The sequence below is a fragment of the Roseateles sp. genome, assembly GCF_047654805.1.
GTDB lineage: Bacteria > Pseudomonadota > Gammaproteobacteria > Burkholderiales > Burkholderiaceae_C > Pelomonas.
The window spans coordinates 4912127-4938106 of the sequence record NZ_JASGIV010000001.1; the positions used below are offsets into that span (position 1 = coordinate 4912127).

Consider the following 25980-nt stretch of genomic DNA (forward strand, 5'->3'; position numbering starts at 1 on the left):
ACCTCAAATGCATTCGATGCATGCATCGAACAATATTGCATTCATGCTTGTGAGCTTGTCGCTCGGAGCACATTGGCTCGCTAGGGACATGCGTCTGAGCCCGCCTTGGCTATAGACGATTTGCCTCATTGAGTCACAGGCATGCGTTCAAGCGGTCGCGCTTTCCGACTTTTTTGCTGGGCGGTTTCCAACTTTTCGCTGAGCTTTCCAACTTCAGCATGCCTCGCCATGCTCAGAAGAGTTGAGCGACGCTCGCTTGACGTTAACTGTCCACGTGTACTATCGTACTAGTACACACAAGCAGTAACCCATGGACCCCTCCCACTTCGTCCAGATCAACACCGGCTCGCCCGAGCCCATCTACCGCCAGCTCATCGAGCAGGTGCGGCGGCGCGTGGCCGCAGGGCAGCTCAAGGCGGGCGACGAGATCCCGTCCGTGCGCGAACTCGCCCAGGCGCTGGCCGTGCATCCCATGACCATCTCCAAGGCCTATTCGATGCTGGAGATGGAAGGGCTGCTGGAGCGCCGGCGCGGGCTGTCCATGGTCGTCGCGGCCCAGCACCTGCGCGCCCAGCCCACGGCCGACCGCGCCGAACTGCTGCGCCCGACGCTGGAGAAGGCCGCCGCCGAAGCCCGCCAACTGGAACTGCCCAAGGCGCAGGCCCTGCAACTCTTCAAGACCATCCTGGAAGAAGCCCCATGACGAGTCCGCACTTCCCCCACACCGAAACCGCCAGCGCCGAGCTGAGCCAGGTGACGCTGCAATACCCCAAGGGCCCCGCCGTGCTGGAGCGGCTTGACTGGCAGTTGCTGCCCGGCCAGGTGGTGGGCCTGCTTGGCCGCAACGGCGCCGGAAAGACGACCCTGCTGGAGGCCCTGCTGGGCCTGCGTGAGCCGGATGCCGGCACGGTGCGCCTGTTCGGCCAGGACGTGCAGCACCTGGACGACGCGGCGCGCGCGCGCATCGGCTACGTGCCACAGCACAGCGACCTCTTCGAGAGCTTCACGCCCGCCCAGCTGCTGGCCTATTTCCGCAGCTTCTACCTGCGCTGGAACACGGCCAAGGTCGAGGGCCTGATGTCGCGCTGGGACATCAGACCCGACCAGCCCATCCGCAAGCTCTCCGGCGGCCAGAAGCAGCGCCTGTCCATCATCCGCGCTCTGGCCCACGAGCCCGACCTGCTGGTGCTGGACGAGCCCGTCGCCAGCCTGGACCCGGCCGGCCGGCGCGACTTCCTTCGCGAGCTGGTGGGCGAGGTGCTGGACCGCGGCGCCACCGTCGTGTTCTCCACGCACATCCTGTCCGACCTGGAGCGTGTGGCCTTCAACGTGGCCTTCCTGACCCAGGGGCGCATCGCACTGCAGGCGCCGCTGGACGAGCTGCTGGAGCAGGTGCGCGCCTTCACCGGCAGCGTCACCGAGATGGCCACGCTGATGGCCCGCCTGGGGACCGAGCCGCTCAAGCGCACGCCGCTGGAAGCCGGCCGCGAGCGCGTGCTCGCGCGGCTACCGGCCGACGCGCACCTGCCCGCCGGTGTGGCGGTGGACCGGGTCAACCTCGACGACCTCTTCGCGGAGCTGACCTGATGACCACCGGCCAGTTCTCGCAGATCGCGCTGACCCCCTGGCGACAGGGCCAGTTCTTCTCCGTCTGGGGGCGCTGGCTGATCGGGGGCCTGCTGCTGCTCATCAGCCTGGGCAGCCTGCTCTGGCTACCGGCGGCCATCGGCTGGCGCGTGCCGCTGGGCGTCCTGCTGGTGACGCTGCACGGCGCCTGGATGGCCCTCGCCAGCAGCTTGCAGGAGCAAAACCACCCGCATGCCGCCCGGTGCGTGCCCGGCCATCTGCGTGCACTGCGGCGGTCTGCCGTGCTCGGCTGGGCGTTGTGCTCGGGCGCAACCACGCTACTGAGCGCGGCCATCCTGCCGTCAGTCATCTCCTGGCAGTCGCAGCTGCTGGTCAACGGCCTCATCGCCGTCTTCCTGCTATGGGCGTCACGTCTGTGGTGGCTGTGGATGCTGCTGATCTTCCAATCGCCGCTCCTCGGCTTCTTCGGCATCCGGCTGGCACCGATCGGGAATGCGCTGTACGAAGCCTGGCAGGCGAACACCTACGGCGTGTTGCTGCTGAGCCTGCTTGCCCAAGCCTGGATCGTGGTGAAGGCCCTCGACGACGGAGGTGCCCGGCACCGCGCCCGCTACAGCCGCCAGGCCGTGATGCGGCAGACCATGCGCTTGGCGTCCGCCGGCCGCCAGCCGCCAGCCGCCGCATGGGGGCCTTTCTTCGAGCGGCTGTTCAACCCCTTCGAGCTGCTGAAGGCCGCATGGATGCGGCGCCTGATGGAGCGGGCCGACAACACCGATCCGCGCAACGTGATGGCACGCGCCGAAATCGTGCTGCACGGCCCGCAGCATTGGCTGAACCAGTTGACGGCGCTGGTCACCCTGGTGGGATTCACGACGGTCGCCTTCACCATCACGTGGCTGGTCTACCGCTTCGACGTCGCTGCCGTCTTGCACGGCTCGATGTCCGGCATTGGCATCGGCATCGGCATCGCCGGCCTCAGCCCATGCTTCGCATTGCCCGGCATGCTGTGGCAGAGCCGGCGCGAACAGGCCTTGCTGCGCCTGTTGCCCGGCATGCCACAAGGCGCTGCGCTCAACCGCGCCGTCGCATCGCGGCAGCTGCGCGACTTCTTCGTCGCCTGGCTGCTGACGATGCTTGCGCTGACGGGACTCGCCCACAGGGCCAGCGACGACTACCTGCTCTACATGCTGTTCGCGGCCCTCCCCGTAGCCGCGCTGAACCTGACCCGCCGGCCCGCCATGATGCAGGCACCGACGGCCATGACGGCGGTTTTGCCGATGTTCGCCTTCTTCGCGCTCGGCGGTGTGCTGTTTGCGCTGGCCCGGATGCAGGAGCTACCGCTGTGGCAGATCGCCGTGCCGCTGGTCGCGCTGACCACCGCGCTGCTGGCCTGGCGCTGGCGCCGGCTCGTCGCGGCGCCGACGGCGCTGCCGGCCGGCCGCCTGGCCTGAGCTACTGGTTGATCTCGGGCTCGGCCAGCTGGGCCAGCAGCAGCAGCGACTCCTGCCAGCCCATGTAGCAGGCCTCGGCCGGGATCACGGCCGGGATGCCCTCCTGCCGGATGTGCATCTCCGTGCCGCAGAACACCGCCTTCAGCTCGACCGTGGTCGTCATCTCGCCGGGCAGGTTGGGATCGTCGAAGCGGGCCGTGTAGCGCAGGCGCCGGCCAGGCTCGAGCTCCAGGTAGCGGCCGCCGAAGCTGTGGCCATTGCCGGTCGTCAGGTTGGTGAATGACATCCTGTAGCTGCCGCCGACCTTGACGTCCGCCTCGTGCACGGTGGCATAGAAGCCATGTGGTGGCAGCCACTTGGCGAAGGCGGCGGGCGTCGTGAACGCGCTGTAGACCCGCTCGGGCGGGCAGCGCAGCACGCGGTGCAGGGCGACGGTGTTCGTGGTAGCCATGTGACGTTCCTTGAGGCAGAGGTGGATCCTCTGCACACTCGACGATCAGACCTCGGCAGAATCGACAGCACCAAGCCCGGACAAACCCGGGCCGGCCCGCCACCCTCGTCCAGCCCATGACCGCCACTTCCGCCCCCGCCACGGCCCATCCCGAGCGCGCCGGGCTCGCTGCGTTGACGGTTGGCGCCATTGGCGTCGTCTACGGCGACATCGGCACCAGCCCGCTCTACACGGTCAAGGAGATCTTCACGCCGGCCACCGGCGTCGCGGTCGCGCCAGATACGCTGGTCGGGGCCATCTCCGCCATCGTCTGGGCCCTGACGCTGGTGGTCACGCTGAAGTACGTGGTGCTCATCCTGCGTGCCGACAACCGCGGCGAGGGCGGCGGCCTGGCGCTGACGGCGCTGGCCACGCAGGCCGTGCGTGGGCGCCCCCTGCTGCGACGCTTCCTGCTGCTGCTGGGTGTATGCGGTGCGACGCTGTTCTACGGCGACAGCGTCATCACGCCGGCCGTGTCGGTCATGGGCGCCATCGAAGGCCTGGAGGTGGCGAGCCCGGAGCTGGAGCGCTACGTGCTGCCGTTGTCGCTGGTCGTGCTGGTGGGATTGTTCGTCGTGCAGAAGCACGGCACGCATGCGGTGGGCCGCGTGTTCGGCCCCGTCATCTTGCTGTGGTTCGCGGTGCTGGCCGTCACCGGCGTGCTGCAGATCGCGCAGGAGCCGACCATCCTGGCCGCGCTCAACCCGCTGCGCGCGCTGGCCTTCTTGCTCGACCGCGGCTGGCATGTGCTGGCGGTCGTCGGCGCCATCGTGCTGGCGCTGACCGGCGCCGAGGCGCTGTACGCCGACATGGGGCACTTCGGTGCCCGACCGATACGCATCGCCTGGACCAGCATCGTCTTCCCGGCGCTGGCGCTGAACTACCTGGGCCAGGGGGCGTTGCTGATGCGCGAGCCGGCCGCCATCGACAACCCCTTCTACCGCCTCTTCCCCGCCGCGCTGGTGCTGCCCGCCGTGGGCCTTGCCGCGCTGGCTGCCGTGATCGCCTCGCAGGCCGTCATCTCGGGCGCCTACTCCATGACCAAGCAGGCGATACAGCTGGGCTTCCTGCCGCGCATGCGCGTGCGCAACACCTCGGCCGCCGAAGCCGGGCAGATCTACATCGCCAGCGTGAACTGGGCGCTGCTGCTGGGCGTGGTGGGCGCGGTGCTGCTGTTCCGCAGTTCGTCGGCGCTGGCCGGTGCCTACGGCATTGCCGTCACGCTGACGATGATGATCACGACGGTGCTGACCTTCTTCGTCATTCGCGACGGCTGGCGGCTGCCCAGGCCGCTGGCATGGGGCGCCACCGCCTTCTTCCTGGCGCTGGACGCGCTGCTGGTGGCCGGCTGCGCGATCAAGATCGTCGACGGCGGCTGGTTCCCGCTGGCACTGGGCGCGCTGCTGTTCGTGCTGATGGTCACCTGGGCACGCGGGCGAGCTGCCGTGCAGACGCTGCTGAGGGAGGACGGCATCGAGCTGCAGCCTTTCATCGAGAGCCTGCAGGCCTTCGGCGACGCCGCGCGTCCGCGTGCGACGCGCACCGCGATCTACCCGGTAGCCAACCCGGCCCTGGTGCCGCCAGCACTGCTGCACAACCTCAAGCACTACCAGGTGCTGCACGAGCGCAACGTGGTGCTGACCGTCATGTTCTGCGAGCGCCCCTACGTGCCCGAGGCAGAGCAGCTGCAGCTGGAAGAACTCGCCCCCAGCTTCTGGCGGCTCATCATCACCTACGGCTTCATGGACCAGCCCGACGTGCCGGCAGCGCTGACGCGCTGCGAGACGCGCGGCCTGCGTGCGGAACCCGCCGAGACCAGCTACTTCCTTAGCCGCGAGACTCTGGTACCCCGCACCGGCCTCGCGCACTGGCGCGAGGCGCTGTTCGCCGCCATGAGCCGCAACGCCAGCGGCGCGGCGGACTACTTCCGCCTGCCCGGCAACGCGGTGGTCGAGCTGGGCACCAAGGTCCAGCTCTGAGTCCGGCTACAGCGGCAGCTCGGTGAAGTAGCGCCCGCCATGGAAGATCAGCGGCTGCGCGCCCTGGCGGGCCGTGCAGCGCTCCACCTCGCCGACGAAGATGACATGGTCGCCTTCCTCGTAACGGCTGCGGTTGGCGCACTCGAAGGTGGCGACGGCCCCGTCCAGCACCGGCGCACCGCCGGCGCCTTCACGCCAGGCCACGCCGGCGAAGCGGTCGATGTCGCGGGTCGCGAAGCGCTGGGCCAGGTCCTTCTGGTCGGCGGCAAGGATGTTGATCGCATAGTGCGAGCCGCGCGTGAAGATCGGCATGGAGCCGGCGCGCCGCGCCAGGCTCCACAACACCAGCGGCGGGTCCAGCGACACGGAATTGAAGGAATTGGCGGTCAGGCCCACGAGGCTGCCATCCGCCGAGCGCACGGTGACGATGGTCACGCCGGTGGCGAAGAGCCCCAGAGCGGCGCGAAATTGCTGGCTGTCCATGGGTCGATTGTCGCCAGTCCTACGAAAGACCGGCCAACACCGCCGCACAATGCCGGCATGCACGCCGAAGACTTCCAGGTCCGCGACGACCTGCAGTTCACCCATCCGCCTCGCCGCATGTTCGGCGCCTGCGCCGACTGCGCCGCCGGTCGCTGCGCGCCGCCCGCCCGGCGCGGCCGGCGGCTCTTCACCGGCCTGCTGGCCGCCACCGGCGCCTCGGCCTTCGCGCCGGCGTGGGCGCGCGAGGGCGTGGACGTCGGCCCCAAGAGCACGTTCACTGGCCTGGTGTCGGCCGAGCAGCTCGAGCAAGCCGGTGGCCAGCAGTACGCACAGATGATGCAGCAGGCCGGCCAGCAGCGCGCGCTCGCGCCCATGGAGCACCCGCAACTGCAGCGGCTGCGCTACATCGCTCAGCGCATCATTCCCTTCAGCTATGAGTGGAATGCCCGCGCGCGGCAGTGGAAGTGGGAGGTCAACCTGCTGGGCGACGCGCAGCTCAACGCCTTCTGCATGCCGGGCGGCAAGATCGCCTTCTATTACGGCATCCTCGAGAAGCTCAAGCTGGAGGACGATGAGGTCGCCGCCATCATGGGCCACGAGGTGGCGCACGCCTTGCGCGAGCATGCGCGCGAGCGGGTCGGCAAGTCCACCGCGACCAACGTGATCGTCGAGCTCGGCTCCGCGCTGTTCGGCCTGGGCAACCTGGGTCGTATGGGTGCCAACGCCCTCGGACAGCTCGCCAACTTGAGTTTCAGCCGCAGCGACGAGAGCGAGGCCGATCTCGTCGGCATCGAGCTGTCGGCCCGTGCCGGCTACGACCCCGCCGCCGCGGTGCGGCTGTGGGAGAAGATGATGACGGCCAACAAGGGCGCACCGCCGAAGTGGCTGTCCACCCATCCCACCAGCGCGACGCGCATCCGCGACATCCAGGCCAACCTGCCCAAGGTGGAAGGGCTTTACGCCCGGGCGCCGCGGCCGGACAGGCGCTTCCCGATAGCGCCGCCGCTCAAGTCCTCACCAGCGGGCGGGTAGGGTCTTCAGCCGCTGGTACTCGCCGGCCGCCACGCGACGCAGATAGCCTCCCAGCTCCAGGTCCTTGACGAGCTTGGACACCATCTCGCGCGAGCAGCCCAGGCGCTGGGCCATGCCCTGGTGCGTCAGCTCCAGGTGGCTGCCGTCGCCGGTGGACTCGTCGACGAGGTTTTTCAGCCGGCCGTAGACGTCGTTCAGCGCCAGTTGCTTGGTCGACAGCGTCGCCGCACGCGCTCGGCGTATGACCTTGGTCAGCAGCTCGAAAGCGAACTCGGGGTGCTCGCTGATGTGGGTCAGCAGGCTCGCGCGCGTGACCATGACGAGACGGCTGCCCGTCTCCGTGATGACGCTGGCGGAGCGCGGCCCGCCGTCCAGGCTCATTTCGCCGACGTACTCGCCGGGGCCGTAGACGCCGTAGGTGATCTCGCGCCCGCGCGCATCACTGCTGTAGGCACGCAGCGAGCCGGCCAGGATCAGGTAGAGGTTGTCGCCGATCGAGCCTTCCTCGATCAGCACGACGCCCTTGCGGTAGCTGCGCGCCATGCCGCGCGCGGCCAGCAGCCGCAGCGACGGCGGCAGAGCCTGAAGTTCGTTGTCGAGGGAATCGTCAGCCATCCGGTCAGCGCCGGGGCATGAGGCCCGCCAGCGCGATCGCATGTTAGTGCTTGCGCGGCGAGCCCCGCGCACGCCCCTGCCCGCGGACCAACGGCGCCACATCCCATGCAGCCCCCTGGGGACCGGTCAGGGCCGCCCTGGGCCGTGGGGCTTCAGCTGACCAGCTTGGCCGGCCGCAGCGACGACACCAGCGGCGGCAGCAGCGCGAGCTGGCGCATCAGCTCGCCGATGCTGTCGGCGCCGCTCTTGGCGCGGATGCTCTGGATCTGGCTGCGCACCGTCGAGATGGCCACCCCCTGGCGCTGCGCGACCTCGGTGGGCTTGACGCCGTTGGACAGCGCCTTCAGCACCTCGGTCTCGGCCGGCGTGAGCTGGTAGCGCAGCGCGAACCACTGGGCAGCGAGGTCGCCGCAGAGCTGGCGGCGCTCCAGGATCAGCAGCACGGCCGCCTGGCTGACGTCGCGGTTGAGCGGCACGACGACGACGTTCGCGCGGCCACATTCGGCACGCTCGTCGCCCAGGCGCAGCAGGCAGCGCCGGCCGCTCGCCTCCGCGCCCTCCAGCGCCTCGGCCAGCGGCACGGCGTCCGTCAGCAGGCGCGCGCGCAGATGCTGGCCGACCAGCTCCAGCGGGTGGCTGTCATCCAGCGATGCGCGTGCCGCCAGGTTGGCATGCAGCACGCGGCCGGCGCCGTTGAGCAGCACGACGCCATGGTCGAGCTCCTCCAGCACCAAACCCAGCCATTGATTGGACAGCGAAGCCGCGGCGCGGCGTTCGCGATGACGGGAGCCGGGGACCTGGCCCGACTGCACAAACTCGGACATCCACATCGAAGCACTCCTCGGCCCACCCTTGCGAGCCATCATCAAAGCGTAGGAGAGCACGTTTGGACGCGGGCGTAAATGTTGCTCGACGTGCTTGTGAACGAATTACGGCGGACCGTCGCTCAAACGCCATCAGCAACATAGGGATTGCCGAGGCGCTCCCTTCCGATGCTGCTTTCAGGTCCGTGCCCGGGAATGAAGACCGTGTCATCGCCCATCGGCCACAGGCGCTGGCGGATGGCGTCGAGGAGCTGCTGGTGGTTGCCACCGGGGAAATCGGTGCGGCCGATGCTGCCGGCGAACAGCACGTCGCCGACGAACGCGCGCCTGGCCGATGCCGAATGGAACACGACGTGGCCCGGCGTGTGGCCAGGGCAGTGGCGCACGGCCAGGGTTTCCTGACCGATCTGCACCGTGTCGCCGTCATCCAGCCAGCGATCCGGTGTGAAGGCCTCGGCGGGCGGAAAGCCGAACATCTGGCTCTGCTGCGCCAGGCCGTCGATCCAGAACTGGTCGCCCGGATGCGGGCCGATGATCGGCAGGTCCTGCTCGCGCGCCAGCTGGCCCGTGCCGCCGGCATGGTCAATGTGGGCATGGGTCAGCCAGATGGCCTTCAGGTTCAGGCCGCGCTCGCGCACCGCCGCCAGCAGCCGCGGCAGTTCGCCGCCAGGGTCGATGACGGCGGCGTCCATGGTGGCGTCGCACCACACGATGGAGCAGTTCTGCTGGAAGGGCGTGACGGGCAGGGTCAAGTACTGAAGCATGGGTGCATTGTCCCCAGCGTCCGGCGCTTCGATCCGCCACCACGCCACCGAGGCAATCGGGCCATGACTGCAGTCCTGTCCGTCGCGCGCCACGCTGCCTCAACACCCTCACCATGGACTCGCTGATCGCCGCGGCCGCCCGCGCACTGGCTGGGTCGATGCGCTTACGGCAGTGGCCGTGCACATGACGGCGATGCTGGCCACCGCCGCGGTCCTCGGCGCCGCAGGGGCCAAAGGCCTGGAGCGCATGCGGCGGGGGGTGGATTTCTATACTCAAAACCCATGACCCAAGCCGCCGCTCCCACCCCCGCGTCGACGCCGGCTCCCGGCGATGAACTGCAGTCCGTCGTCGAGGGGCTGCGCGGCGCACGCAAACGCTGGCGCGAGGAACACCGCCGCGGCGGCGACGGCCGTGAGCTGCCGTCACGCGAGCTGCTTGCTGCCATGGTGCAGAGCCTGTCGGGCGCGCTCTTCCCGATGCGACTGGGTCCGCCGACGCTGCAGCCCGAGGACGAGGATTTCTACGTCGGCCACACCCTGGGCAGCGCACTGACGACGCTGCGCCAGCAAGCCGCGCTGGAGCTGCGCCACGACGCCCGCCAGCGCGGTGGTGGCGAGCCTGCCGGCGACGCCGCCGAACTGGCAGGCCGCTTCCTGCGCACCCTGCCCGCCGTGCGCGTGCTGCTGGACAGCGACGTGCTCGCCGCCTACCGCGGCGATCCTGCGGCACGCAGCGTCGACGAGGTGCTGCTGTGCTATCCGGGCCTGCGTGCGCTGATCAGCCACCGGCTCGCCCACGAGCTCTACCGCCTCGGCCTGCCGCTGATCGCCCGCGTCATCGCCGAGCTGGCCCATGCCGAGACCGGCATCGACATCCATCCCGGCGCCACCCTGGGCAGCGGGTGCTTCATCGACCACGGCACCGGCGTCGTCATCGGCGAGACGACCGTCATCGGCGAGCGCGTGCGCATCTACCAGAACGTCACGCTGGGCGCCAAGAGCATCCCGACCGACGGCGACGGCCTCGCCGTCAAGGGCCAGCCCCGCCATCCGGTCGTCGAGGACGACGTCGTCATCTACGCCGGTGCCACCGTGCTGGGCCGCGTCACCATAGGTCGAGGCTCGGTCATCGGCGGCAACGTGTGGCTGACACGAGGCGTGCCGCCCGGCAGCGTCGTCACCCAGGCCGACTCAATCGGCTGCCCGGGCTGAGTCCAGACCGAGCAGCCGGGCCAGCGGCGCCAACGTCGGTCCCTGGACCAGCAGGGACAGCAGCACGACGACGAAAGCCACGTCAAAGCAGCGCCAGCCGTCCGGCAGGTCGGCCAGCACCGGGTAGATGGCCAGCACGATGGGCACCGCGCCGCGCAGGCCGGACCACGCCACGAAGCACTGCGAGCGCCAGTCGAAGCCCAGCGGCGCCAGGCACAGCAGCACCGCCGCGGGCCGGGCGATGAACATCAGGCCGGCGGCTACCAGCAAGGCCGGACCGATGAGGCGCCAGACCTCGTGCGGTGTAACGAGCAGGCCCAGCAGCAAGAAGAGCACCGCCTGGGCCAGCCAGGTGTAGCCGTTCAGTCCCGGCAGACCCAGAGTTGCCACGCGCCCGGCGCGGTGGCGCAGCAGCAGGCCGGCAAGGTAGGCGGCCAGGAAGCCCGAGCCGCCACTGCGGTTGGTGACGGCGAAGAGCAGGAAGCCGAGGGCCGCCAGCAGCAGCGCCGTGAGGCCGTCGTGGTCGTCAGCGATGGGCAGGCGCCGCACCCACCACGCGGCCGTCAACCCGCCAGCAGCGCCGACGGCCAGGCCGATGCCGAGCTGCTCGCCGAGCAGCCGCAGCATGTCGGCCAGACCGGCCACACGCAGCTCGCCGGCCTGCCCCAGCGGCGTCAGCCAGGCGATGAGGCCGAGCGTCAGCACCATAGCCATGGGATCGTTCATCGCCGACTCGACCTCGATCGTGGCGCCCAGGCGCGGCGCCAGCTGCAGCCGGCTGGCACTGAACTGCGCGAACACGGCGGCCGCGTCGGTGGACGACACGGCCGCGCCCAGCAGCAGCCCGCCGGCCCAGGGCAGGTCCAGCACCACCCGCGCGATGCCAGCAACCATGACGGCCGTGGCGGCCACGCCCAGGGTGGCCAGCAGGCTGGCCGGCAGCATGCCGCGGCGCACATCGACCCAGCGCGTGCGCAGGCCGCCGTCGAAGAGGATGAGGGCCACGGCCAGGTTGCCGACGCTGGCCGCCAGGCGGTGGCTGTCGAAGGGCAGGCCCAGCGGGCCGTCCACGCCAGCCAGCATGCCGACCACCATGAACACGAGCAGGTGCGACAGGCCCAGGCGGTGGCTGTAGAGCGCGCCAGCGATGGCGATCAGCACCAGCGCCGCGACGACTGCCGTCAGCAGCTCCGGGCCAGCCGCGAGGGCGGGGTTCATGGCATCAACCGGCCGACGGCAAGGTGGCAGGCCCGTCCGGCGCGGCCTGCAACCCGACGACGTTCACCGTGCGGGCCGGGACGGCGAAGCGGATGCCGCGTTGCTGCAGCGCTCGCATCAGCGCCAGGTTGAGGGCCTGCTGTCGGTCCATGTAGACGTCGTAGCTCGGGTCCTTGACGCGGTAGACGACCTCGAAGTTCAGCGCGTTGTCACCAAAGCCCTTGAAATGTGCGCGCACGAGCTCGAGCAGCGGGTCCTCTTCGACGAGGGCCTTCACCAGTGGCGGCACGGCCGCGACCTCGTCGGCCGAGGCGCCGTAGGCGATGCCGAAGCTGAACAGCACCCGGCGCGTCTGCAGGCGCTTGAAGTTGGCCACCGTGCGCTTGAGCAGCTCGGCGTTGGACATGACGATCTGCTCGCCACCGAGGCTGCGGATGCGTGTCGTCTTCAGGCCCACGCGCTCGACGGTGCCGGTCACGTCGCCAACGGTGATGGAGTCCCCCACCTCGAAGGGCTTGTCCACCGCAATGGCCAGCGACGCGAACAGGTCGCCGAGGATGTTCTGCACCGCCAGCGCCAGCGCAATGCCGCCGATACCCAGGGACGCGACGAAGGCCGTGATGTTGACGCCGAGGTTGGAGAGCACGGCCAGCACCACCACAGCCCACAGCGCGCCCCGCAAGCCCCAGCCGAGCAGCGTGGCCGAGGCCGACGGCAGGCCGCTGCCGCCGTGGCGCAACTGGTGGGCCGTCAGCACGCCCGCGACCGCCTGCTGGGCCCACAGGCCCAGCTGCAGCGCCACGACGGCAAACCAGAGCTGGGCCACACGGCCGTGCCAGCGATCATCCAGCGGCAGCAGGCTCAGGCCCACGAGCAGGCCGACAACCCAGATCAGCGCGGCGTGGGTGCGTTCCAGCACGCTGACGAGGTGGTCGTCCAGCACGCTGCGGGTGTGCGCGGACAGCGCGCGCAGGCGCTGCACCAGCAGCCGCAGCCCGGCCTTGATGATGAGGATGGTCAGCAGCCCCGCCAGCACCGCAGGCAACACGTCCGCCCAACCCACACCGGGCCAGGCGGCATCGGCGCGGGCAAGCAGTTCACTCCAGGTCATCGGCGGGCTCCTCGGGTCTTCATGCCCGACCCTAGGCCCGCCAGCGCGTGACGTCTGTCGGCCAACCGGCAGCGGCGGCTGTGGGCCTTGGCTGACAGACTGGCGCGGGCAGGCGCCCCGGCGTGCTCCCCCTCAGCGCCCCGCGTTGATCTGCTGGATCAGCGCACGGTGGCTGGGCAGGTCGGCCACTGCGCGTTCAGCGAAGCGCTGGATCTTGGCGAAGACCTTGCCAGCCTCGTCCACACGCGGGAAGTCATCGCGGCCGGCGCCGAGGTCAGTGGCGAAACCCATGCCGTAGAGGATGTACTGGTAGTTGAAGAAGGCGAAGGTCTCGGTGTCCAGCACGAAGTCGAAGCGGCCCGGCGGACGCAGCTTCCACTCCTCCAGCAGTCCGGCCAGGCGCCCGGGGATGGAGGCCGGCGCGGCGTTGTCGCGCCAGAAAGGCTCCGGGCGCCGGCTCAGCGAATAGTGCAGCTTCAAGAAGGTGATGATGTTCTCGAAGCGGGCCGTCATCAGCTCGTTGAAGCGTCGCGCCGGCGCGGCAATGGGGCCGCTGTGCGGCAGCATCTCCGCGATCATGCCGACGGCCGCCTCGACGAGCACGAGGCCGGTGGCCTCCAACGGCTCCAGGAAGCCCGCCGACAGGCCGACCGCCACGCAGTTCTTGACCCATTGCTGCTCGCGGTAGCCGGGCGAGAAGGGGATGCTGCGCATTGCCACGTCCTCGTGGCCTGGACCGCAGTAGGCGCGCAGCAGGTCCGCGGCGCGGTCGTCGCTGAGGTGGTCGCTGGAATAGACGCAACCGATGCCGCGCGCGCCGTTCAGGCCGATCTCCCACAACCAGCCGGCCTCATGCGCGGTGGCCACGGTGCAGCTCTCCATGACGGCGTCGGCGCCGAGCGGGATCTTGCAGGCCAGGGCGCGGTCGGCGAAGAGCTGGTGGCGTGCCGACTTGAGCTCGCTCCCCATGGCGCGGCCGATGAGTTCGGCGCGAAAACCCGTGCAGTCGATGTAGAGGTCGGCCTGCATGCGTTCATGGCGGCCGTGCTGCGTGGCGTCGAGATGGGCGATGGCGCCCGCGGCATCGAGCGCCACGTCGGTCACGGTGGCTTCGACGTGACGCACGCCCAGCTCGCGTGCGCGACCGGCCAGCAGCGCGGCCAGCTTGCGCGCATCGAAGTGGTAGGCGTAGTTCAACGGCGCTGCATAGGGCGCCTCGCCGGCGCGCTTGGGCGCGCGCTGGGCCGCGGCCACGCGCGCCTGCAGCGTCATGGCCTCGGCAAAGGGCGCCCGCGTGGCCGGGTCCTGCAGCAGCCAGTAGGGCACGAGGTTGAGGTCTTCCGCGAAGAACGGCGCCTCGAAGGGATGGAAGAACTGATGGTGCGCGCCGGCGGCCGGCGCCTGCGCCCAGTCCACGAAGCGTATGCCCTGCTTGAGCGTGGCCGAGGTCTCGCGGATGAACTGCGCCTCGTCGATGCCGAGGAACTGCAGCGTGCTGCGGATGGTGGGGAAGGTGCCTTCGCCCACGCCGACGATGCCGATGTCGGGAGACTCGAGCACCGTCACTTCGAGCTGGCTGCGCTCGGACAGGCGCAGGAATCGGGCCAGGTAGGCGGCGGTCAGCCAGCCGGCAGTGCCGCCGCCGACGATGAGGATGCGTCGCGTGGATGTCATGCGCGGGTGTACAGGTTCTTCAGCCACTGGTGGCCGGTCTGGGCGCCATGCGCCCAGTCCTCGTCCTCCTCGCTGGGCTGGGCAATGTAGCCGGAGGGGTTGAGCAGCTTCACGCGCCCGGCGCGGAAGGCCGAGACGCGGTGCGTCACGAAGGTCAGGCCATGCTCCAGCGCCGTGGCGGCGAGCAGGCCGTCGCGCGTATTGGCGTAGGGCAGCTGCGCCCGTCGGCGCACGACGGCCGCATCCACTGGCAGGACCCGCCCCTCGAACGCCGGCATGACACGGCCGTCTATCCAGTCACGCACGACCAGGCCGGCGGCACGGTCGCGGCGCGCCAGGCGGGCCGCGGCGGTCTCGATCTCCAGCAGGTTCAGCGCGGAGATGAAGAGCTTCTGGCGAGGCAGGCCGGCGGCCCAGGCCGCGAGGCCGGCGTCGGACTGGCCGGCCTTGGCCTTGCGAAGCTCCAGGACGATGCCTGTGTCCAGCAGGAACATCAGAGGCTCTCGCGGTGGTCCCAGGCGCCGTCGGCTGAGGCGTCCCGGGTGTCCAGCGCCACCGCCTCGGGCATCGCCAGCAGCTCCAGGATGCTTTCGCCCTCACCGGTCAGGCGGCGGTACTCGGCAATGCTCAGCAGCACATGGCTGGGTTGCCCGCGGTCCGTAATGACCACGGGCTCGACCTGGGCCGCGCGCTTGGCCTGGCTGACGTCACGATTGAACTCGCGGCTGGTGATGAGCTTCATGGCGGCACGAATGTACCTACCTGCCTGCGCGGTCGCAAGGCACATGTAGGTACGTAGGCTCATTACCGTCCGACCCGATGGACAGCGCAATCACGACTGGCAAAGTGCACTCGGCAGATCGGCGCATTGCCAGATCCGCAGGAGACAACGTTGTCGCCAGCCAACCGGCGACGTAGCCACAAGAATCGACAAGGCAGCCCATGGAATTCGACCTTCTGGCCATCCTGGCCGACGTGTTCGCCAAGCACGGCCCCGCGGCCCCGGCAGTGGCGCACACCTACTCACCCACCGATTTCAGCGTGCACTTCTTCCTGCAGCTGGCCATCATCTTGCTGGCCTGTCGCGTGGTGGGCTGGGCCGGCCGCAAGTTCCTGGGCCAGCCCCAGGTCGTCGGCGAGATGATCGCCGGCGTGCTGCTGGGCCCATCGCTGCTGGGCCTGCTGGCCCCTGAAGCCCAGGCAGCCATCTTCCCCAAGGAGATGAAGAACGTCCTCTACTGCGGCGCGCAGCTGGGCGTGGGCCTGTACATGTTCCTGGTCGGCACGACGCTGCGGCTGGACCATTTCGCCACCAAGGCCAAGAGCGCCATCGGTGTGTCCGTTGCCGGTATCACGGCCCCCTTCTTCATCGCCTTCCTGATCACGCCGCTGCTGCTGACGGTACCGGGCCTGTTCGCCGAAGGCATCTCGGTGGCCAATGCCACCCTGTTCATGGGCGCCTGCATCGCGCTCACGGCCTTCCCCATGCTGGCCCGCATCATCAACGAGCGCGGCCTCGCGAACACTTCGCTGGGCACGCTGTCGCTGACGGCTGGCGCCTTCGACGACGCCGTCTCATGGTGCGTTCTGGCCCTGGTGCTCGCGGCCTTCGGCGCCGGCCCCGGCGTGGCCGTGCTGGCCATCGGAGGCGCCGTGCTCTACGCGGCCTTCATCATGCTGTTTGGCCGCAAGCTGCTGGCGCCGCTGGGCCGCATCGTGGAGCGCGAAGGCCACATGAGCACCACGGTACTGGGTATCACGATGGCGCTGTTCTGCCTGTCGGCATTCATCATGGACGCCGTGGGCATCCACGCCATCTTCGGTGGCTTCATCCTCGGCGCCGTCATGCCGCGCGGCCTGTTCGCACAGGAGCTGAAGAAGAAGGTCGAACCTCTGGCCGTCGTGCTGCTGCTGCCGATGTTCTTCACCTACTCTGGCCTGAACACGCGGCTGGACATGATCAATTCGCTGGAGCTGCTGCTGATCGCCCTGGGCGTGCTGGCCGCCTCGGTGCTGGCCAAGTTCGGCGCCTGCTACCTGGCCGCCCGCATGGCGGGCGAAGACAACCGCACCGCGCTGGGCATAGGAGCGCTGATGAACTCGCGCGGCCTGATGGAGCTCATCATCATCAACATCGGCCTGCAAAAGGGCATCATCGGCCCGGCCCTGTTCTCGATGCTGGTGCTGATGGCCGTGGTGACCACCATGATGGCCACGCCGCTGTTCGAGATCTTCTACGGCCGCAAGGCGCGTGCGTCAGGCGAGCTGGAGGCCGTCTCCGGCAGGCCTGCCGACAGCCCGGCCTGAGCCACCCCTTCCCCCTTGAAACCCGCCGCTGCTGAGAGGTGTCAGCGGCGTTGAAGGGCGGAGTCGCATGGCTCTGCCCTCTTTTTTCCGGTGCAGCTCCATGAGCGATCTTGCGACCAACACCGCCATTGCGCAGGCTTCACCGAGGGCCGGGAGCCGCTCCCCCTCGCGGGCACCGGGCTACGGCCTGCGTGCGGGCGTCATCGCCTGCGCAGGTGTCTTCAGCATCATCGCCGTGCTGGCCATCGGCTCCTTCAAGCTGGGATGGCTGCTGCTGCTGGGTTCGTTCGGCTCCACCGCAGTGATGGTGTTCACGTTCCCGGATCTGCATTTCTCCCAGCCGCGCAGCGTCATCGGAGGACATGTCATCTCCACGGCCGTAGGGCTGGCGGCGCTTGCACTGTTCGGCCCGACCTGGTGGGCGGTCGCGGCGGCGGCCGCCGCCGCATGTGCCCTGATGATGCTCACCCGCACGGTGCATCCCCCCGCGGGCTCCAATCCCGTCATCGTCTTCCTGGCTGCGCCGAAGTGGAGCTTCCTGTTCTTCCCGACACTGTTCGGTGCAATGACGATGGTGGCCGTTGCGATGCTCTACCACCGCGCCACCCGGCGCACGTACCCGGCCTACTGGTACTAGGTCCGCGCGTCAGGCCGCGGAGGAGCGGGATGCGGGGGTGGGTGATGCGGGACGCATGATCCCTGCCTGCGGTCCGTGCGGGCGGCGCTGGATGCCCACCAGCAACGCCAGCCCGGGCACGCGACGCAGCAGGAGGTAGGCGGCCGCGCAAGCCACGAACGTCAGCACGATCAGCAGCACCGCCTCCAGCCCCCACGGCAGGCCCAGCGGCTTCAGCCACTGGCTCAGCAGCACGATGACGCTCTGATGCAGGATGTAGAGGCAGAACACTGCAGCAGCGGCCCGGCGCAGCTGCGGCGACTCCCGCGTGAACACGCGCTGCGCCCAGCCGCAGGCGGCGATGATGCCCCACCAGCCCAGCGCCCCGCGCAACGTGCGCGCCGCGGCTAGCACGCCCTCTGGCGGCGATGCCTGCGCGTAGCGGCCCTCGAAGACCATCAACGCGGCCCAGCCGGCCAGGAAAGCGCCGAGCGTCACCCAGCGCAGCCGCAGCGCGGCCGGCCACAGCCCGGCGGCCAGCGGCGTGCGGCTGGCCCAGCCGAGCGCGAACAGCCAGCCGTACTGCAGGTGGTTGTAGAGGTCGTGCACGAGGTTGTGCGTGGACGGATGGTGCGGGAAGACGAACACGCGCAGCAGCGCCAGGGGCAGGGCCGGCAGCAGCAGCCAGGCCCACGCGGGCAGAACGACGGCCATCGACGGCCGCCAGCGCAGGCAGGCAACGGCCACGGCACCCATCGACGCATACAGCCACAGGTAGGGCAGGAACCACAGGTGGTTCCAGGTCGGCACCTGCATGCAGTCGCTGCCGCGGCAGTACTTCCCACCCTGCAGATAGGCCAGCCAGAAGTCGATGTAGCCACCGTCGCCGGGCAGCTGGGCCGGTACCTTGGTCAGCACCTCGAAGTAGGCCTGCGGCGTGACGATGACGGCCATGCCGAAGACAAGCGGCGCCAGCAGGCGCAACGAGCGGTCCTTCAGCGTGCCAAGCGCCCCGCGCCTGGCGAAGAGGCCCTGGCAGGCGGCTCCAGCGATCAGGAACAGCAGGCCCAGCCGCCACGGCGAGCTGAGCTGCATGATGGGCTGCAGCGCGTCGCTCGCGGCAGGACTCTTCACGTGCCAGTCCCAGCTCACGTAGTACATGCCCACGTGGTACGGGATCAGCAGCGCGAAGGCGCTGACGCGCAGGCCATCGAGGAATGCGAGGCGCGGAGACTGGGTGGTGCTCATGGCCGCCAGCTTCGCGGCCGTGCCGGCGCCGCGCGAGGCCGGCGGGGCGAGTCGCGGTTCGGCAGGGGCCAAGAGCGCCGCCCCGCCACGGCCGCCTCAGGCTGGGCCGCCGCGCTCCCAAGCATCCAGTACCGGCCGGAAACCGCGCGACACGCGCAGCGTCGCGCCGCAGCTCAGCGTCAGCTGGGCCTCGCCGCCGCCCAGCCGCTCGATGCGCTGCACATGCGCCGGGTTGACCGCATGGCTGCGATGCACGCGCAGGAAACGCGCAGCCCACCCGGGGCGGGCCAGCGCATCCGCCAGCGTGGCGCGCTCCAGCAGGCTGCGCGGTGGCAGGTGCAGCTCGACGTAGTTGTCGGCCGCGGAGATCCACTGCACTTCGGCCAGCCGCAGCCGCTCTCCCGCCACCCACCACTCCCCCACCGGCTCCAGAGGCCGGGCGAGCAACTCACGCACGCGCGCCAGCGCGGCGGCCAGGCGCTCGGCCGTGTAGGGCTTGAGCAGGTAGTCCAGCGCGGCCAGCTCGTAGGCCTGCAGCGCGTGTTCGGCATGGGCCGTCGAGAAGACGATGCAGCGCACGCCCATCCCACGCAGCGCCGCGGCCAGCTGCACGCCGTTGCCGCCTGGCATCTCGATGTCCAGCAAAGCCAGGTCAGGCGGCACGGCCAGCCCGCGCACAGCGGCCAGCGCGGCGGGCGCATCAGGTGCCTCCAACAGCTCGGCGACGTCGATCTCGGCCGCCAGCAGACGGCGCAGCTTCGCGCGCGCGGCGGGCTCGTCATCAACGATCAGGACCCGCATGGCAGCTCCACCGCGAGGCACATGCCCGCGCCGTCGGGGCCGAACTCGACCCGAGCAGCATCGCCATAGCGCGCCTGCAGGCGCTCACGCAGGTTGCGCAGGCCCAGGCCACCGTCGGGGTCGGGCGGTGCCTCGGGCACCGGCGTATCGCCATGGTTGCTGATGCGCAGCTGCAGCCGCCCGCCGTCGTGCGTCGCCGCAACGCTGACCGTCACGCGACCGCGATGCCGCGCCACGTCATGCTTGACCGCGTTCTCCACGGGCGCCAGCAGCAAGAGCGCCGGCAGCCGGCAGGCGCGCGCGGCAGCGTCGGCCTCGATGCGCACGATCAGCCGCTCAGGCCCGAAACGGGCCTGCATCAGCGCCAGAAAGGGCTGCACCAGGGCCAGCTCCTCGCCCAGCGTGTGCTCGACGCGCTGCCGGGCCGCCAGCGTCTGGCGAAGCAGGTCGGCCAACTGGCACAGCAACCGGTCGGCGGCAGCGACGTCCTCGTACATGACCGAGGAGATCAGGTTCAAGGTGTTGAACAGGAAATGCGGCTGCACCTGGTCGGCCAGCCGCGCGAGCCGCGCCTCGGCAAGCTCGCGGCGGGCGCGCTCCAGCTCCTGTGCCCGCAGCGCTGCCGCCCGGGCCATCCAGATGCCACGCGAGATCAGGCAGAAGCTGAAGTAGGTCACCGCGTCCTTGCCGCCCTCGTACACGAGCAGCGTGGACAGGTCGCCGGTCTCGTAATCCACGCCGACGATGCCGTAGACGAGCAGCCTCAGGCCGAACATGCCGCCAATGTGCGCCAGGCTGAACAGCGGCAGCGCGACGGCATGGGCCGCGAGCTGCTGCTGCCAGGGCCGCCCACTCAGCCGCCCCATCAGCGCATGCACGCCCAGCGCCAGCCCTGCGATGACGCCGATCGAGCTGAACTCCCACAGGAAGGGCTCCCAGGGCCTGGTACCGCCACCCTGGCGGTAGGACTGCAGTGCCGAGACGCTCAGCAGCAGGCCGACGACGACCAGCAAAGCGATATAGGGCAGGCGCCAGCGGCGCGGCAGGAGGGACATGGCGCGAGAGTAGCCGGCCCGCGCGCTGTCATGCTGCGGCTCGCCCCGGCACGGGCGCCATTCGTCCCCTGCTGGTCTCAGCGGCCGGGCTTGGGCCCGTCGTCGCGGTGCTGGCCAGCACCGTGCTCGCCGCCGTCGACCAGCTTGCCACGCCGCTCGGCGTCCAGGCCCGGCGTGGCGCGCAGGTCGGTGTCGACCTGCCCGCGCCTGAGGTCCCGGGAGGCGCGTCGCATCTGCGGGTCCGGCCTCGGGTTGGTGGCGTCGATCTGCTGGTCCCGCTCGTGGGGCAGCGACGGCCCTTCGGAGCGGGCGGCATCGGGGTTGGTGGTCTTGCTCATCGCGTTGAACCTGCTGCTGGTCCAAGCTTGGGCGCCCCGCCACGGCGACGCTGTCGTCCACTCGCCTGCCGATCTGTCGGCGCATGCCGACAGGCCACCCTCGCGGCGGCGCCACGTCCTACAAGGTGCGCCGTCGGCGTCCGGGCCGCGCCGGGGCCGGCGAAGAAGAGCATGGGGCGCAATGTCACCTACGCCCCTCTTGTCCCCTGCCCCTCCTTCCGACATCCCGTCCGGCAGCCCCGGCGCGGGCGAAGCGCGCTGGGAGGGGGAGGGCCAGAACTGGCGGCTGGTGCTGTCGGGCGACTGGGCCGATGCCGGCCTGCCCAAGCCGCCGCCGGAGCTGCCGGTGGCCGGTGACACGCAGGTCGGCTTCGACAGTACCGCGCTGTCGCATTGGCAACCACCGCTGGCCGGCGCCCTGTGGCAACTGCTTGCGCCGCTGGCGCGCGGCGGTGTTCAGCTCGACCTTGCCGGCCTCCCGCGCGGCCTGCGGCCGCTGCTGACGCTGAGCCTGCCGCAGCCGGACGCGGCGCCGCAGCGAAGCAAGCAAGACGATGCCGATGCGACCGAAGCCGACCCCGAGTGGCGCAAGACGCTGGTCTTCATCGGCGACACGCTGGCCGCCGTCGGACGGCTGGCGCGCGGACGTACGGCGATGCGCATGAGCGACTGGCTCTGGCAGATCGAGCAGACGGGGCCGCGCAGCCTGCCCATCGTGTTGCTGGTCAGCTCGCTGGTCGGTCTGATCGTGGCCTACATGGGGGCCGAGCAACTGCAGCGCTTCGGCGCGCAGAGCTTCATCGCCAACCTCGTCACCATCGGCGTCGTGCGCGAGATCGCGGCGTTGGTCGTGGGCATCGTGCTGGCCGGGCGCGTCGGCGCGGCCTTCGCTGCGCAGATCGGCAGCATGCGCGCCGGCGAGGAAATCGACGCGCTGACGACGCTGGGCGTCGACCCGGTGGAGCACCTGGTGCTGCCGCGCATGCTGGCGCTGCTGGTCACCGGCCCGCTGCTCACCTTGTGTGCGGGCATCGCCGGGCTGCTGGTGGGCTGGGGCGTTGCGGTCGTGCTCTATGGCGTGCCACCGGCGGCCTATCTGGCGACGACGCGCGACGCGCTGGCCGGCTGGGACCTGTTCGTCGGCCTGCTCAAGGGCAGCGTCTACGCGGTGCTGGTCGCACTGGCCGGCTGCCGCCAGGGCCTGAACGCGGGCCGCAGCGCCCAGGCGGTGGGCGAGGCGACGACGGCTGCGGTCGTGCAGGCCATCGTGTGGATGGTGGTGGCCGCGTCCGCGCTGACCGTGATCTTCCAGAGGCTGGACATATGAAGGGAAGTGGCGGCCCGGCGCACGATCCGCATGATTCGGAGGTGCTGATGCGCGTCGAGAACCTCAGCCTGCACGCCGGCGGCCGCGAGCTGCAGCACGGCCTGAACTTCGAGGTCAAGGCCGGCGAGGTGCTGGCCATCGTCGGGGCCAGCGGCTGCGGCAAGAGCACGCTGCTGCGCCACATGATCGGGCTGCAGACGCCCAAGGCCGGCCGAGTGCTGTGGACCGCGGGCGGCGTAGAACGCGACGTACATGGCGACGACCCGCCGCGCCGCGAGATCGGCGTGGCCTTCCAGGCCGGCGCGCTGTGGAGCAGCATGACCGTGGGCGAGAACCTGATGCTGCCGCTGGAGCTCTACACCGGGCTGGGAGAGTCGGAGCGGGAGCGCCAGGCGCGCTTCAAGCTCGCGCTGGCCGGGCTGGATGAGCCTGCCACCTTCGATGCCGAGCCGGCCGCACTGTCGGGCGGCATGAGGAAGCGCGCGGCCATCGCCCGTGCGTTGATGCTGGATCCGCCGCTGCTGTGCCTGGATGAGCCATCGGCCGGCCTGGATCCGCTGACTTCGGCACGGTTGGACGACCTCATCAGGCGGCTGAAGCGCGACGTCGGCACGGCCATCGTCCTCGTCACGCACGAGCTGGAAAGCCTGTTCGCGGTGGCCGACCGGGTGCTGTTCCTCGATGTCGAGGCCCGCACCGCCACGGCACTGGGGCCGCCGGCCGAGTTGCGCGACCACGGCCCCTGGCCGGTGCGCGAGTTCCTGACGCGCGGCCGAGCCGAAGCGGACACGGAGGCCGCATGAAACGGCGCCGCGCCAATCCCTTGTTCATCGGTGCCTTCGTCGCCGGCGCCATCGCCGTGCTGGCCGCGGCCCTCATCGCACTGCCCGGCCATCACTGGTTCAGGCAGCCACAGCGTGTCGTCATGTTCTTCTCGGGCTCCGTGTTCGGGCTGCAAAAGGGCGCACCGGTCGTCTTCCGCGGCGTGCGCGTCGGCGACGTCACCGAGATCAGCGTGCACTACGACAGCAAGACCGACGGTTTCGCCATCCCCGTCATCGCCGAGCTCGACGACGATGCCGTGCGCGGACTGGAAGGGCGCTTCACGCACGACGACATCGGCCATGCCCTGCCCCTGCTCATCAAGCGCGGGCTGACGGCCCAGCTCGGCACGCAGAGCCTGGTGACGGGCCAGCTCTACGTGGACCTGGACTTCCGCAGCAAGCCCCCCGGCGTGCTGCACGGCGGCTACGAGGGCGACGCCACCGAGATCCCGACCAGCGCGACCGCCTTCCAGGCACTGAAGAACCAGCTCGAGAGCGTGGACCTGCGCAAGATCCTCGACGACCTGAGCCAGATCGCCAACGCGGCGCGCTCGCTGCTGACCGCGCCGGAGCTCAAGCAGGGCATGAAGGACTTCGCCGCCACCGCAGGCCATGCACGCCAGTTGGCCGCCCAGCTGGAGCAGCACGCCACGCCGCTGACACGCGGCGCACAGCGCGCGATGGCCAGCGTCGATCGTGCCGGCGACAAGGTCTCCGCCGCCGCCGACAAGCTGGGCGCGGGCGCCGACAAGGCCGGCGTCCTGCTCGACCCGGACGGCGCCGTCGTGCGCGATCTGCAGCGCACGCTGGCCGACCTGAGCCGCGCCAGTGCCGCGCTGCACGAGGCCGCCAGCAGCGACGGCCCGCTGCTGCAGCAGACCGAACGCACAATGCGCGACCTGTCGCAGGCGGCGCGGGCGCTGCGCCAGCTGGCCGACACGCTGGACACGCAGCCCGAGGCGCTGCTGCGCGGCCGCAAGCCCGATCCCGCCCCTGCCGTGGAGCCCGTCCGATGAAGACCCACCTCCGTCAGCGCCGCGACCTGTTGCTGCTGGCCGCGGCCGCACTGGCCGGCTGCGCGACGCGCGATACGCCACCGCGCCGCCTCTACGGCCTGACCGGCACGCCGCCGCTGCCGCTCGATGCCAAGCCAGGCCAGGACGGGCGCGCCTGGGTGTTGAGCCCGCAGATCACCCTGCCGGAGCTGCTGGACCGCGACGAGATCCTGGTCGCCGAGGGCAGCGCGGGGCTGCGCCCCTGGCCCGAGGCACGCTGGGCCGAACCGCTGCGCGACGCGCTGCCGCGCGTGCTGGCCGAGGACCTGGGGCGGCTGCGCCAGCCCTACCCGGTCTCGCTGGGCACGCCGCAGGACCGCGACGCCGAGTCGCTGCGCCTGCTGCTGCAGGTGGACGAATGGCTGGCCCGCCCCGATGGCGACGGCCTGCTGCTGACGCTGCGTGCGCGCTGGCACTGGGTGCCGCTGCGCGCGCCGGCCGGCACGGCCCTGCCGGCGCGGGGCATGGCAGAGCTGACCCTGCCCTGCGGCCCGCAGGCCGACGCGCTGGCCCACGCCTACCGCCGCAGCGTGACGCTGCTGGCGGCGCGCATCGTGGCGGCGTCCTAGGACGCCGACGCCGTGAGGCGGGCCGCGAAGGCCTTGTGCACGCCCAGCAGCGCGCTGGCACGGTTGGTTTGCACCTGGATCAGCGCGTCCTGTGCCGCCAGGCGGTCCTGCTCGGCCTGCAGCAGCGAGTAGAAGTCGGTCACGCCGGCCTCGTAGCGCTTGAGCGCCAGCTCGCGGGCACGGGCCGTGGCCTCGGCCGCGGCGGCCTGGGCGGCGGCCTGCAACTCGGTCTCGCGCAGCGTGGAGAGGCTGCCCTGGGCGTCCTGCAGCGCCGTCAGCTGAGCCTGCTCAGCGGCAGCCACGGCGGCGTCGAAGCCTGCACGGGCGGCCGTCTCCTCTGCCTTGCGGGCGCCGAAGTCCAGGAAGTTCCAGTTCAGCGCGGCGGCGATGCTGTGGATCTGCGTGCCACTCTTGAAGAGGTCGCCTGCGCGGCCAGCGCTCCAGCCGATCTGGCCCGTCAAGCCCAGGCTGGGCCAGCGCGCGGCCCATGCGACGTGGGCCCGCGACGCGGCGGCCTGCGCGCGCGTGGCGGCGGCCTTGACGTCTGGACGCGCGCCGAGCAGCGCGGCCGGGTCCGGCAGCGTGCCAAGGCTGACGAGGCGCGGCTCGGGCATGGCGGGCAGCGGATCACTGTCGGCCTTGTCGCAGTCGGCCGGGGCCTGGCCGCGCAGCACGTCGAGCTGCAGGCGCACCAGGCAGGCCGCGTTGCGCAGTGCCGGCACGCTGGCCGAAGTCTGGGCGACGAGCGCTTCGGCGCGGGCCTGGTCCAACGCGGTGCCGCGACCGGCACCGACGCGGGCCTTCACGAGGTCCAGCAGTTGGTTCTGCACGACCAGCGTTTCCTTGGCCAGCGCCAGGCGATGGCCCAGGCCGATGAGCTGGGCCTGCAGGTTCAGCGCCGTGCCGGCCAGGCTGAGCGCGGCGGCGTCGCGGTCCTGGGCGGCGCTCTGGGCGTCATAACCGGCTGCCTGGGCGGTGGCCGAGGCACGCCCCCAGAGGTCGACCTCCCAGCCAGCCGTCGCGTTGACGCCGTAGCTGTTGAAGTTGTTGAAGACGCCCTGGTCGTTGGGCGCACGCTGGCGGCTCGCATTGGCGCCGGCACTGACCGTGGGCAGGCGACGCGCACCGGCGGCGTCGGCCAGGGCCTCGGCCTGCTTGAGCCGCGCGGCGGCCGCCCGCAGGTCGCGGTTGTTGGCCAGCACCTCGTCGACGACGCGTTGCAGCTGGGCGCTGTCGACGAAGGCGGCCGTCATCGTCGCGGCGCCGAGGCCGGGCTGGGCGTCGATTGCAGGCAGCTGGGCGAACTTCGCGGGGGCGAGATTGGCCGGGCCTTGCGACAGGCCCGGCGCGGCGCAGCCGACCAGGGCCGCGAGCGCGAGAGGGGTCAGACGGACCAGCAT

At 70.5% G+C, this 25980-nt stretch carries 27 protein-coding genes; 12 read left to right on the forward strand and 15 right to left on the reverse strand.

Going from position 1 to position 25980, the window contains the following annotated elements; all coding sequences use genetic code 11:
- Positions 1 to 310: 310 nt before the first annotated feature.
- The 3 genes from QM732_RS22160 to QM732_RS22170 are packed head-to-tail and all read left to right on the forward strand — an operon-like array spanning position 311 to position 3038.
- Positions 311 to 703 carry a GntR family transcriptional regulator gene (locus QM732_RS22160; protein ID WP_415658253.1) on the forward strand — a complete coding sequence of 131 codons (393 nt, stop codon included), beginning with the start codon at positions 311 to 313 and terminating at the stop codon, positions 701 to 703.
- Entirely contained in the window at positions 700 to 1587 is an 888-nt protein-coding gene (locus QM732_RS22165; RefSeq protein ID WP_415658254.1) for an ABC transporter ATP-binding protein, read from the forward strand. Before QM732_RS22160 ends, QM732_RS22165 begins: the two co-directional genes overlap by 4 nt.
- Complete coding sequence (locus tag QM732_RS22170; protein ID WP_415658255.1) at positions 1587 to 3038, forward strand: hypothetical protein; 1452 nt, start codon at positions 1587 to 1589, stop codon at positions 3036 to 3038. Before QM732_RS22165 ends, QM732_RS22170 begins: the two co-directional genes overlap by 1 nt.
- Before the next feature lies 1 nt (position 3039).
- Here QM732_RS22170 and QM732_RS22175 read toward each other — a convergent pair whose 3' ends face one another.
- The gene (locus QM732_RS22175) at positions 3040 to 3489 is read right to left on the reverse strand and encodes an SRPBCC family protein (protein ID WP_415658256.1); all 450 of its coding nucleotides are present in this window, start codon (positions 3487 to 3489) and stop codon (positions 3040 to 3042) included.
- 116 nt (positions 3490 to 3605) lie between these two features.
- Between QM732_RS22175 and QM732_RS22180 the strand changes: the two genes are divergently transcribed.
- Positions 3606 to 5507: a potassium transporter Kup gene (locus tag QM732_RS22180; protein WP_415658257.1), complete on the forward strand. Its 1902-nt coding sequence runs from the start codon at positions 3606 to 3608 to the stop codon at positions 5505 to 5507.
- 6 nt (positions 5508 to 5513) lie between these two features.
- Here QM732_RS22180 and QM732_RS22185 read toward each other — a convergent pair whose 3' ends face one another.
- Positions 5514 to 5990 carry a flavin reductase family protein gene (locus QM732_RS22185; RefSeq protein ID WP_415658258.1) on the reverse strand — a complete coding sequence of 159 codons (477 nt, stop codon included), beginning with the start codon at positions 5988 to 5990 and terminating at the stop codon, positions 5514 to 5516.
- Positions 5991 to 6107: 117 nt separating this feature from the next.
- On the opposite strand from QM732_RS22185, the gene QM732_RS22190 reads away from it, so the two are divergent.
- A complete protein-coding gene (locus QM732_RS22190) occupies positions 6108 to 7022 on the forward strand; it encodes a M48 family metallopeptidase (RefSeq protein WP_415659428.1) in 915 nt (304 codons plus the stop codon).
- Here QM732_RS22190 and QM732_RS22195 read toward each other — a convergent pair.
- The 3 genes from QM732_RS22195 to QM732_RS22205 all read right to left on the reverse strand — a co-directional run bounded on the left by QM732_RS22195 (position 7005) and on the right by QM732_RS22205 (position 9225).
- Positions 7005 to 7637: a Crp/Fnr family transcriptional regulator gene (locus tag QM732_RS22195; RefSeq protein ID WP_415658259.1), complete on the reverse strand. Its 633-nt coding sequence runs from the start codon at positions 7635 to 7637 to the stop codon at positions 7005 to 7007. The genes QM732_RS22190 and QM732_RS22195 overlap by 18 nt on opposite strands.
- A gap of 152 nt (positions 7638 to 7789) precedes the next feature.
- The gene (locus QM732_RS22200) at positions 7790 to 8461 is read right to left on the reverse strand and encodes a helix-turn-helix transcriptional regulator (protein WP_415658260.1); all 672 of its coding nucleotides are present in this window, start codon (positions 8459 to 8461) and stop codon (positions 7790 to 7792) included.
- A gap of 122 nt (positions 8462 to 8583) precedes the next feature.
- Positions 8584 to 9225: an MBL fold metallo-hydrolase gene (locus QM732_RS22205; protein WP_415658261.1), complete on the reverse strand. Its 642-nt coding sequence runs from the start codon at positions 9223 to 9225 to the stop codon at positions 8584 to 8586.
- Between the two features lie 282 nt (positions 9226 to 9507).
- Here QM732_RS22205 and epsC point away from each other — a divergent pair, with 282 nt between their 5' ends.
- Positions 9508 to 10437: a serine O-acetyltransferase EpsC gene (epsC, locus tag QM732_RS22210; protein WP_415658262.1), complete on the forward strand. Its 930-nt coding sequence runs from the start codon at positions 9508 to 9510 to the stop codon at positions 10435 to 10437.
- Here the strand turns inward: epsC and QM732_RS22215 are convergent.
- From QM732_RS22215 to QM732_RS22235, 5 genes are all read right to left on the reverse strand, one after another.
- Positions 10417 to 11655: a potassium/proton antiporter gene (locus QM732_RS22215; RefSeq protein WP_415658263.1), complete on the reverse strand. Its 1239-nt coding sequence runs from the start codon at positions 11653 to 11655 to the stop codon at positions 10417 to 10419. The two genes, epsC and QM732_RS22215, sit on opposite strands and share 21 nt — an antisense overlap.
- Before the next feature lie 4 nt (positions 11656 to 11659).
- Positions 11660 to 12766 (reverse strand): mechanosensitive ion channel family protein, encoded by a 1107-nt coding sequence (locus QM732_RS22220; RefSeq protein WP_415658264.1) that lies wholly within the window; start codon positions 12764 to 12766, stop codon positions 11660 to 11662.
- Positions 12767 to 12898: 132 nt separating this feature from the next.
- Positions 12899 to 14440 carry a tryptophan halogenase family protein gene (locus QM732_RS22225; RefSeq protein WP_415658265.1) on the reverse strand — a complete coding sequence of 514 codons (1542 nt, stop codon included), beginning with the start codon at positions 14438 to 14440 and terminating at the stop codon, positions 12899 to 12901.
- The gene (locus QM732_RS22230; protein WP_415658266.1) at positions 14437 to 14934 is read right to left on the reverse strand and encodes a PIN domain-containing protein; all 498 of its coding nucleotides are present in this window, start codon (positions 14932 to 14934) and stop codon (positions 14437 to 14439) included. Before QM732_RS22230 ends, QM732_RS22225 begins: the two co-directional genes overlap by 4 nt.
- Positions 14934 to 15182: a type II toxin-antitoxin system Phd/YefM family antitoxin gene (locus tag QM732_RS22235; RefSeq protein ID WP_415658267.1), complete on the reverse strand. Its 249-nt coding sequence runs from the start codon at positions 15180 to 15182 to the stop codon at positions 14934 to 14936. Before QM732_RS22235 ends, QM732_RS22230 begins: the two co-directional genes overlap by 1 nt.
- Before the next feature lie 200 nt (positions 15183 to 15382).
- Here QM732_RS22235 and QM732_RS22240 point away from each other — a divergent pair, with 200 nt between their 5' ends.
- Positions 15383 to 16747 (forward strand): cation:proton antiporter, encoded by a 1365-nt coding sequence (locus tag QM732_RS22240; RefSeq protein WP_415658268.1) that lies wholly within the window; start codon positions 15383 to 15385, stop codon positions 16745 to 16747.
- A 100-nt stretch (positions 16748 to 16847) separates the two neighbouring features.
- Positions 16848 to 17384, forward strand: a complete 537-nt coding sequence (locus QM732_RS22245; protein ID WP_415658269.1) for an HPP family protein — start codon at positions 16848 to 16850, stop codon at positions 17382 to 17384.
- 9 nt (positions 17385 to 17393) lie between these two features.
- Here the strand turns inward: QM732_RS22245 and QM732_RS22250 are convergent, their stop codons facing one another.
- From QM732_RS22250 to QM732_RS22265, 4 genes are all read right to left on the reverse strand, one after another.
- Positions 17394 to 18611, reverse strand: coding sequence for an acyltransferase family protein (locus QM732_RS22250; protein WP_415658270.1), 1218 nt, complete (start codon positions 18609 to 18611; stop codon positions 17394 to 17396).
- Positions 18612 to 18707: 96 nt separating this feature from the next.
- Positions 18708 to 19412 carry a LytR/AlgR family response regulator transcription factor gene (locus QM732_RS22255; protein ID WP_415658271.1) on the reverse strand — a complete coding sequence of 235 codons (705 nt, stop codon included), beginning with the start codon at positions 19410 to 19412 and terminating at the stop codon, positions 18708 to 18710.
- Entirely contained in the window at positions 19400 to 20467 is a 1068-nt protein-coding gene (locus QM732_RS22260) for a sensor histidine kinase (RefSeq protein ID WP_415658272.1), read from the reverse strand. Before QM732_RS22260 ends, QM732_RS22255 begins: the two co-directional genes overlap by 13 nt.
- A gap of 77 nt (positions 20468 to 20544) precedes the next feature.
- Positions 20545 to 20805, reverse strand: coding sequence for a hypothetical protein (locus QM732_RS22265; protein ID WP_415658273.1), 261 nt, complete (start codon positions 20803 to 20805; stop codon positions 20545 to 20547).
- A 199-nt stretch (positions 20806 to 21004) separates the two neighbouring features.
- Here QM732_RS22265 and QM732_RS22270 point away from each other — a divergent pair, with 199 nt between their 5' ends.
- From QM732_RS22270 to QM732_RS22285, 4 genes are read left to right on the forward strand one after another with little or no spacing between them, the layout of a single operon-like run.
- Positions 21005 to 22132 carry an MlaE family ABC transporter permease gene (locus tag QM732_RS22270; protein WP_415658274.1) on the forward strand — a complete coding sequence of 376 codons (1128 nt, stop codon included), beginning with the start codon at positions 21005 to 21007 and terminating at the stop codon, positions 22130 to 22132.
- 47 nt (positions 22133 to 22179) lie between these two features.
- Entirely contained in the window at positions 22180 to 22935 is a 756-nt protein-coding gene (locus QM732_RS22275; protein ID WP_415658275.1) for an ABC transporter ATP-binding protein, read from the forward strand.
- Positions 22932 to 23972, forward strand: coding sequence for an MlaD family protein (locus QM732_RS22280; protein WP_415658276.1), 1041 nt, complete (start codon positions 22932 to 22934; stop codon positions 23970 to 23972). Before QM732_RS22275 ends, QM732_RS22280 begins: the two co-directional genes overlap by 4 nt.
- Positions 23969 to 24580, forward strand: a complete 612-nt coding sequence (locus QM732_RS22285; RefSeq protein WP_415658277.1) for a membrane integrity-associated transporter subunit PqiC — start codon at positions 23969 to 23971, stop codon at positions 24578 to 24580. Before QM732_RS22280 ends, QM732_RS22285 begins: the two co-directional genes overlap by 4 nt.
- Here QM732_RS22285 and QM732_RS22290 read toward each other — a convergent pair.
- Entirely contained in the window at positions 24577 to 25980 is a 1404-nt protein-coding gene (locus QM732_RS22290) for an efflux transporter outer membrane subunit (protein WP_415658278.1), read from the reverse strand. The genes QM732_RS22285 and QM732_RS22290 overlap by 4 nt on opposite strands.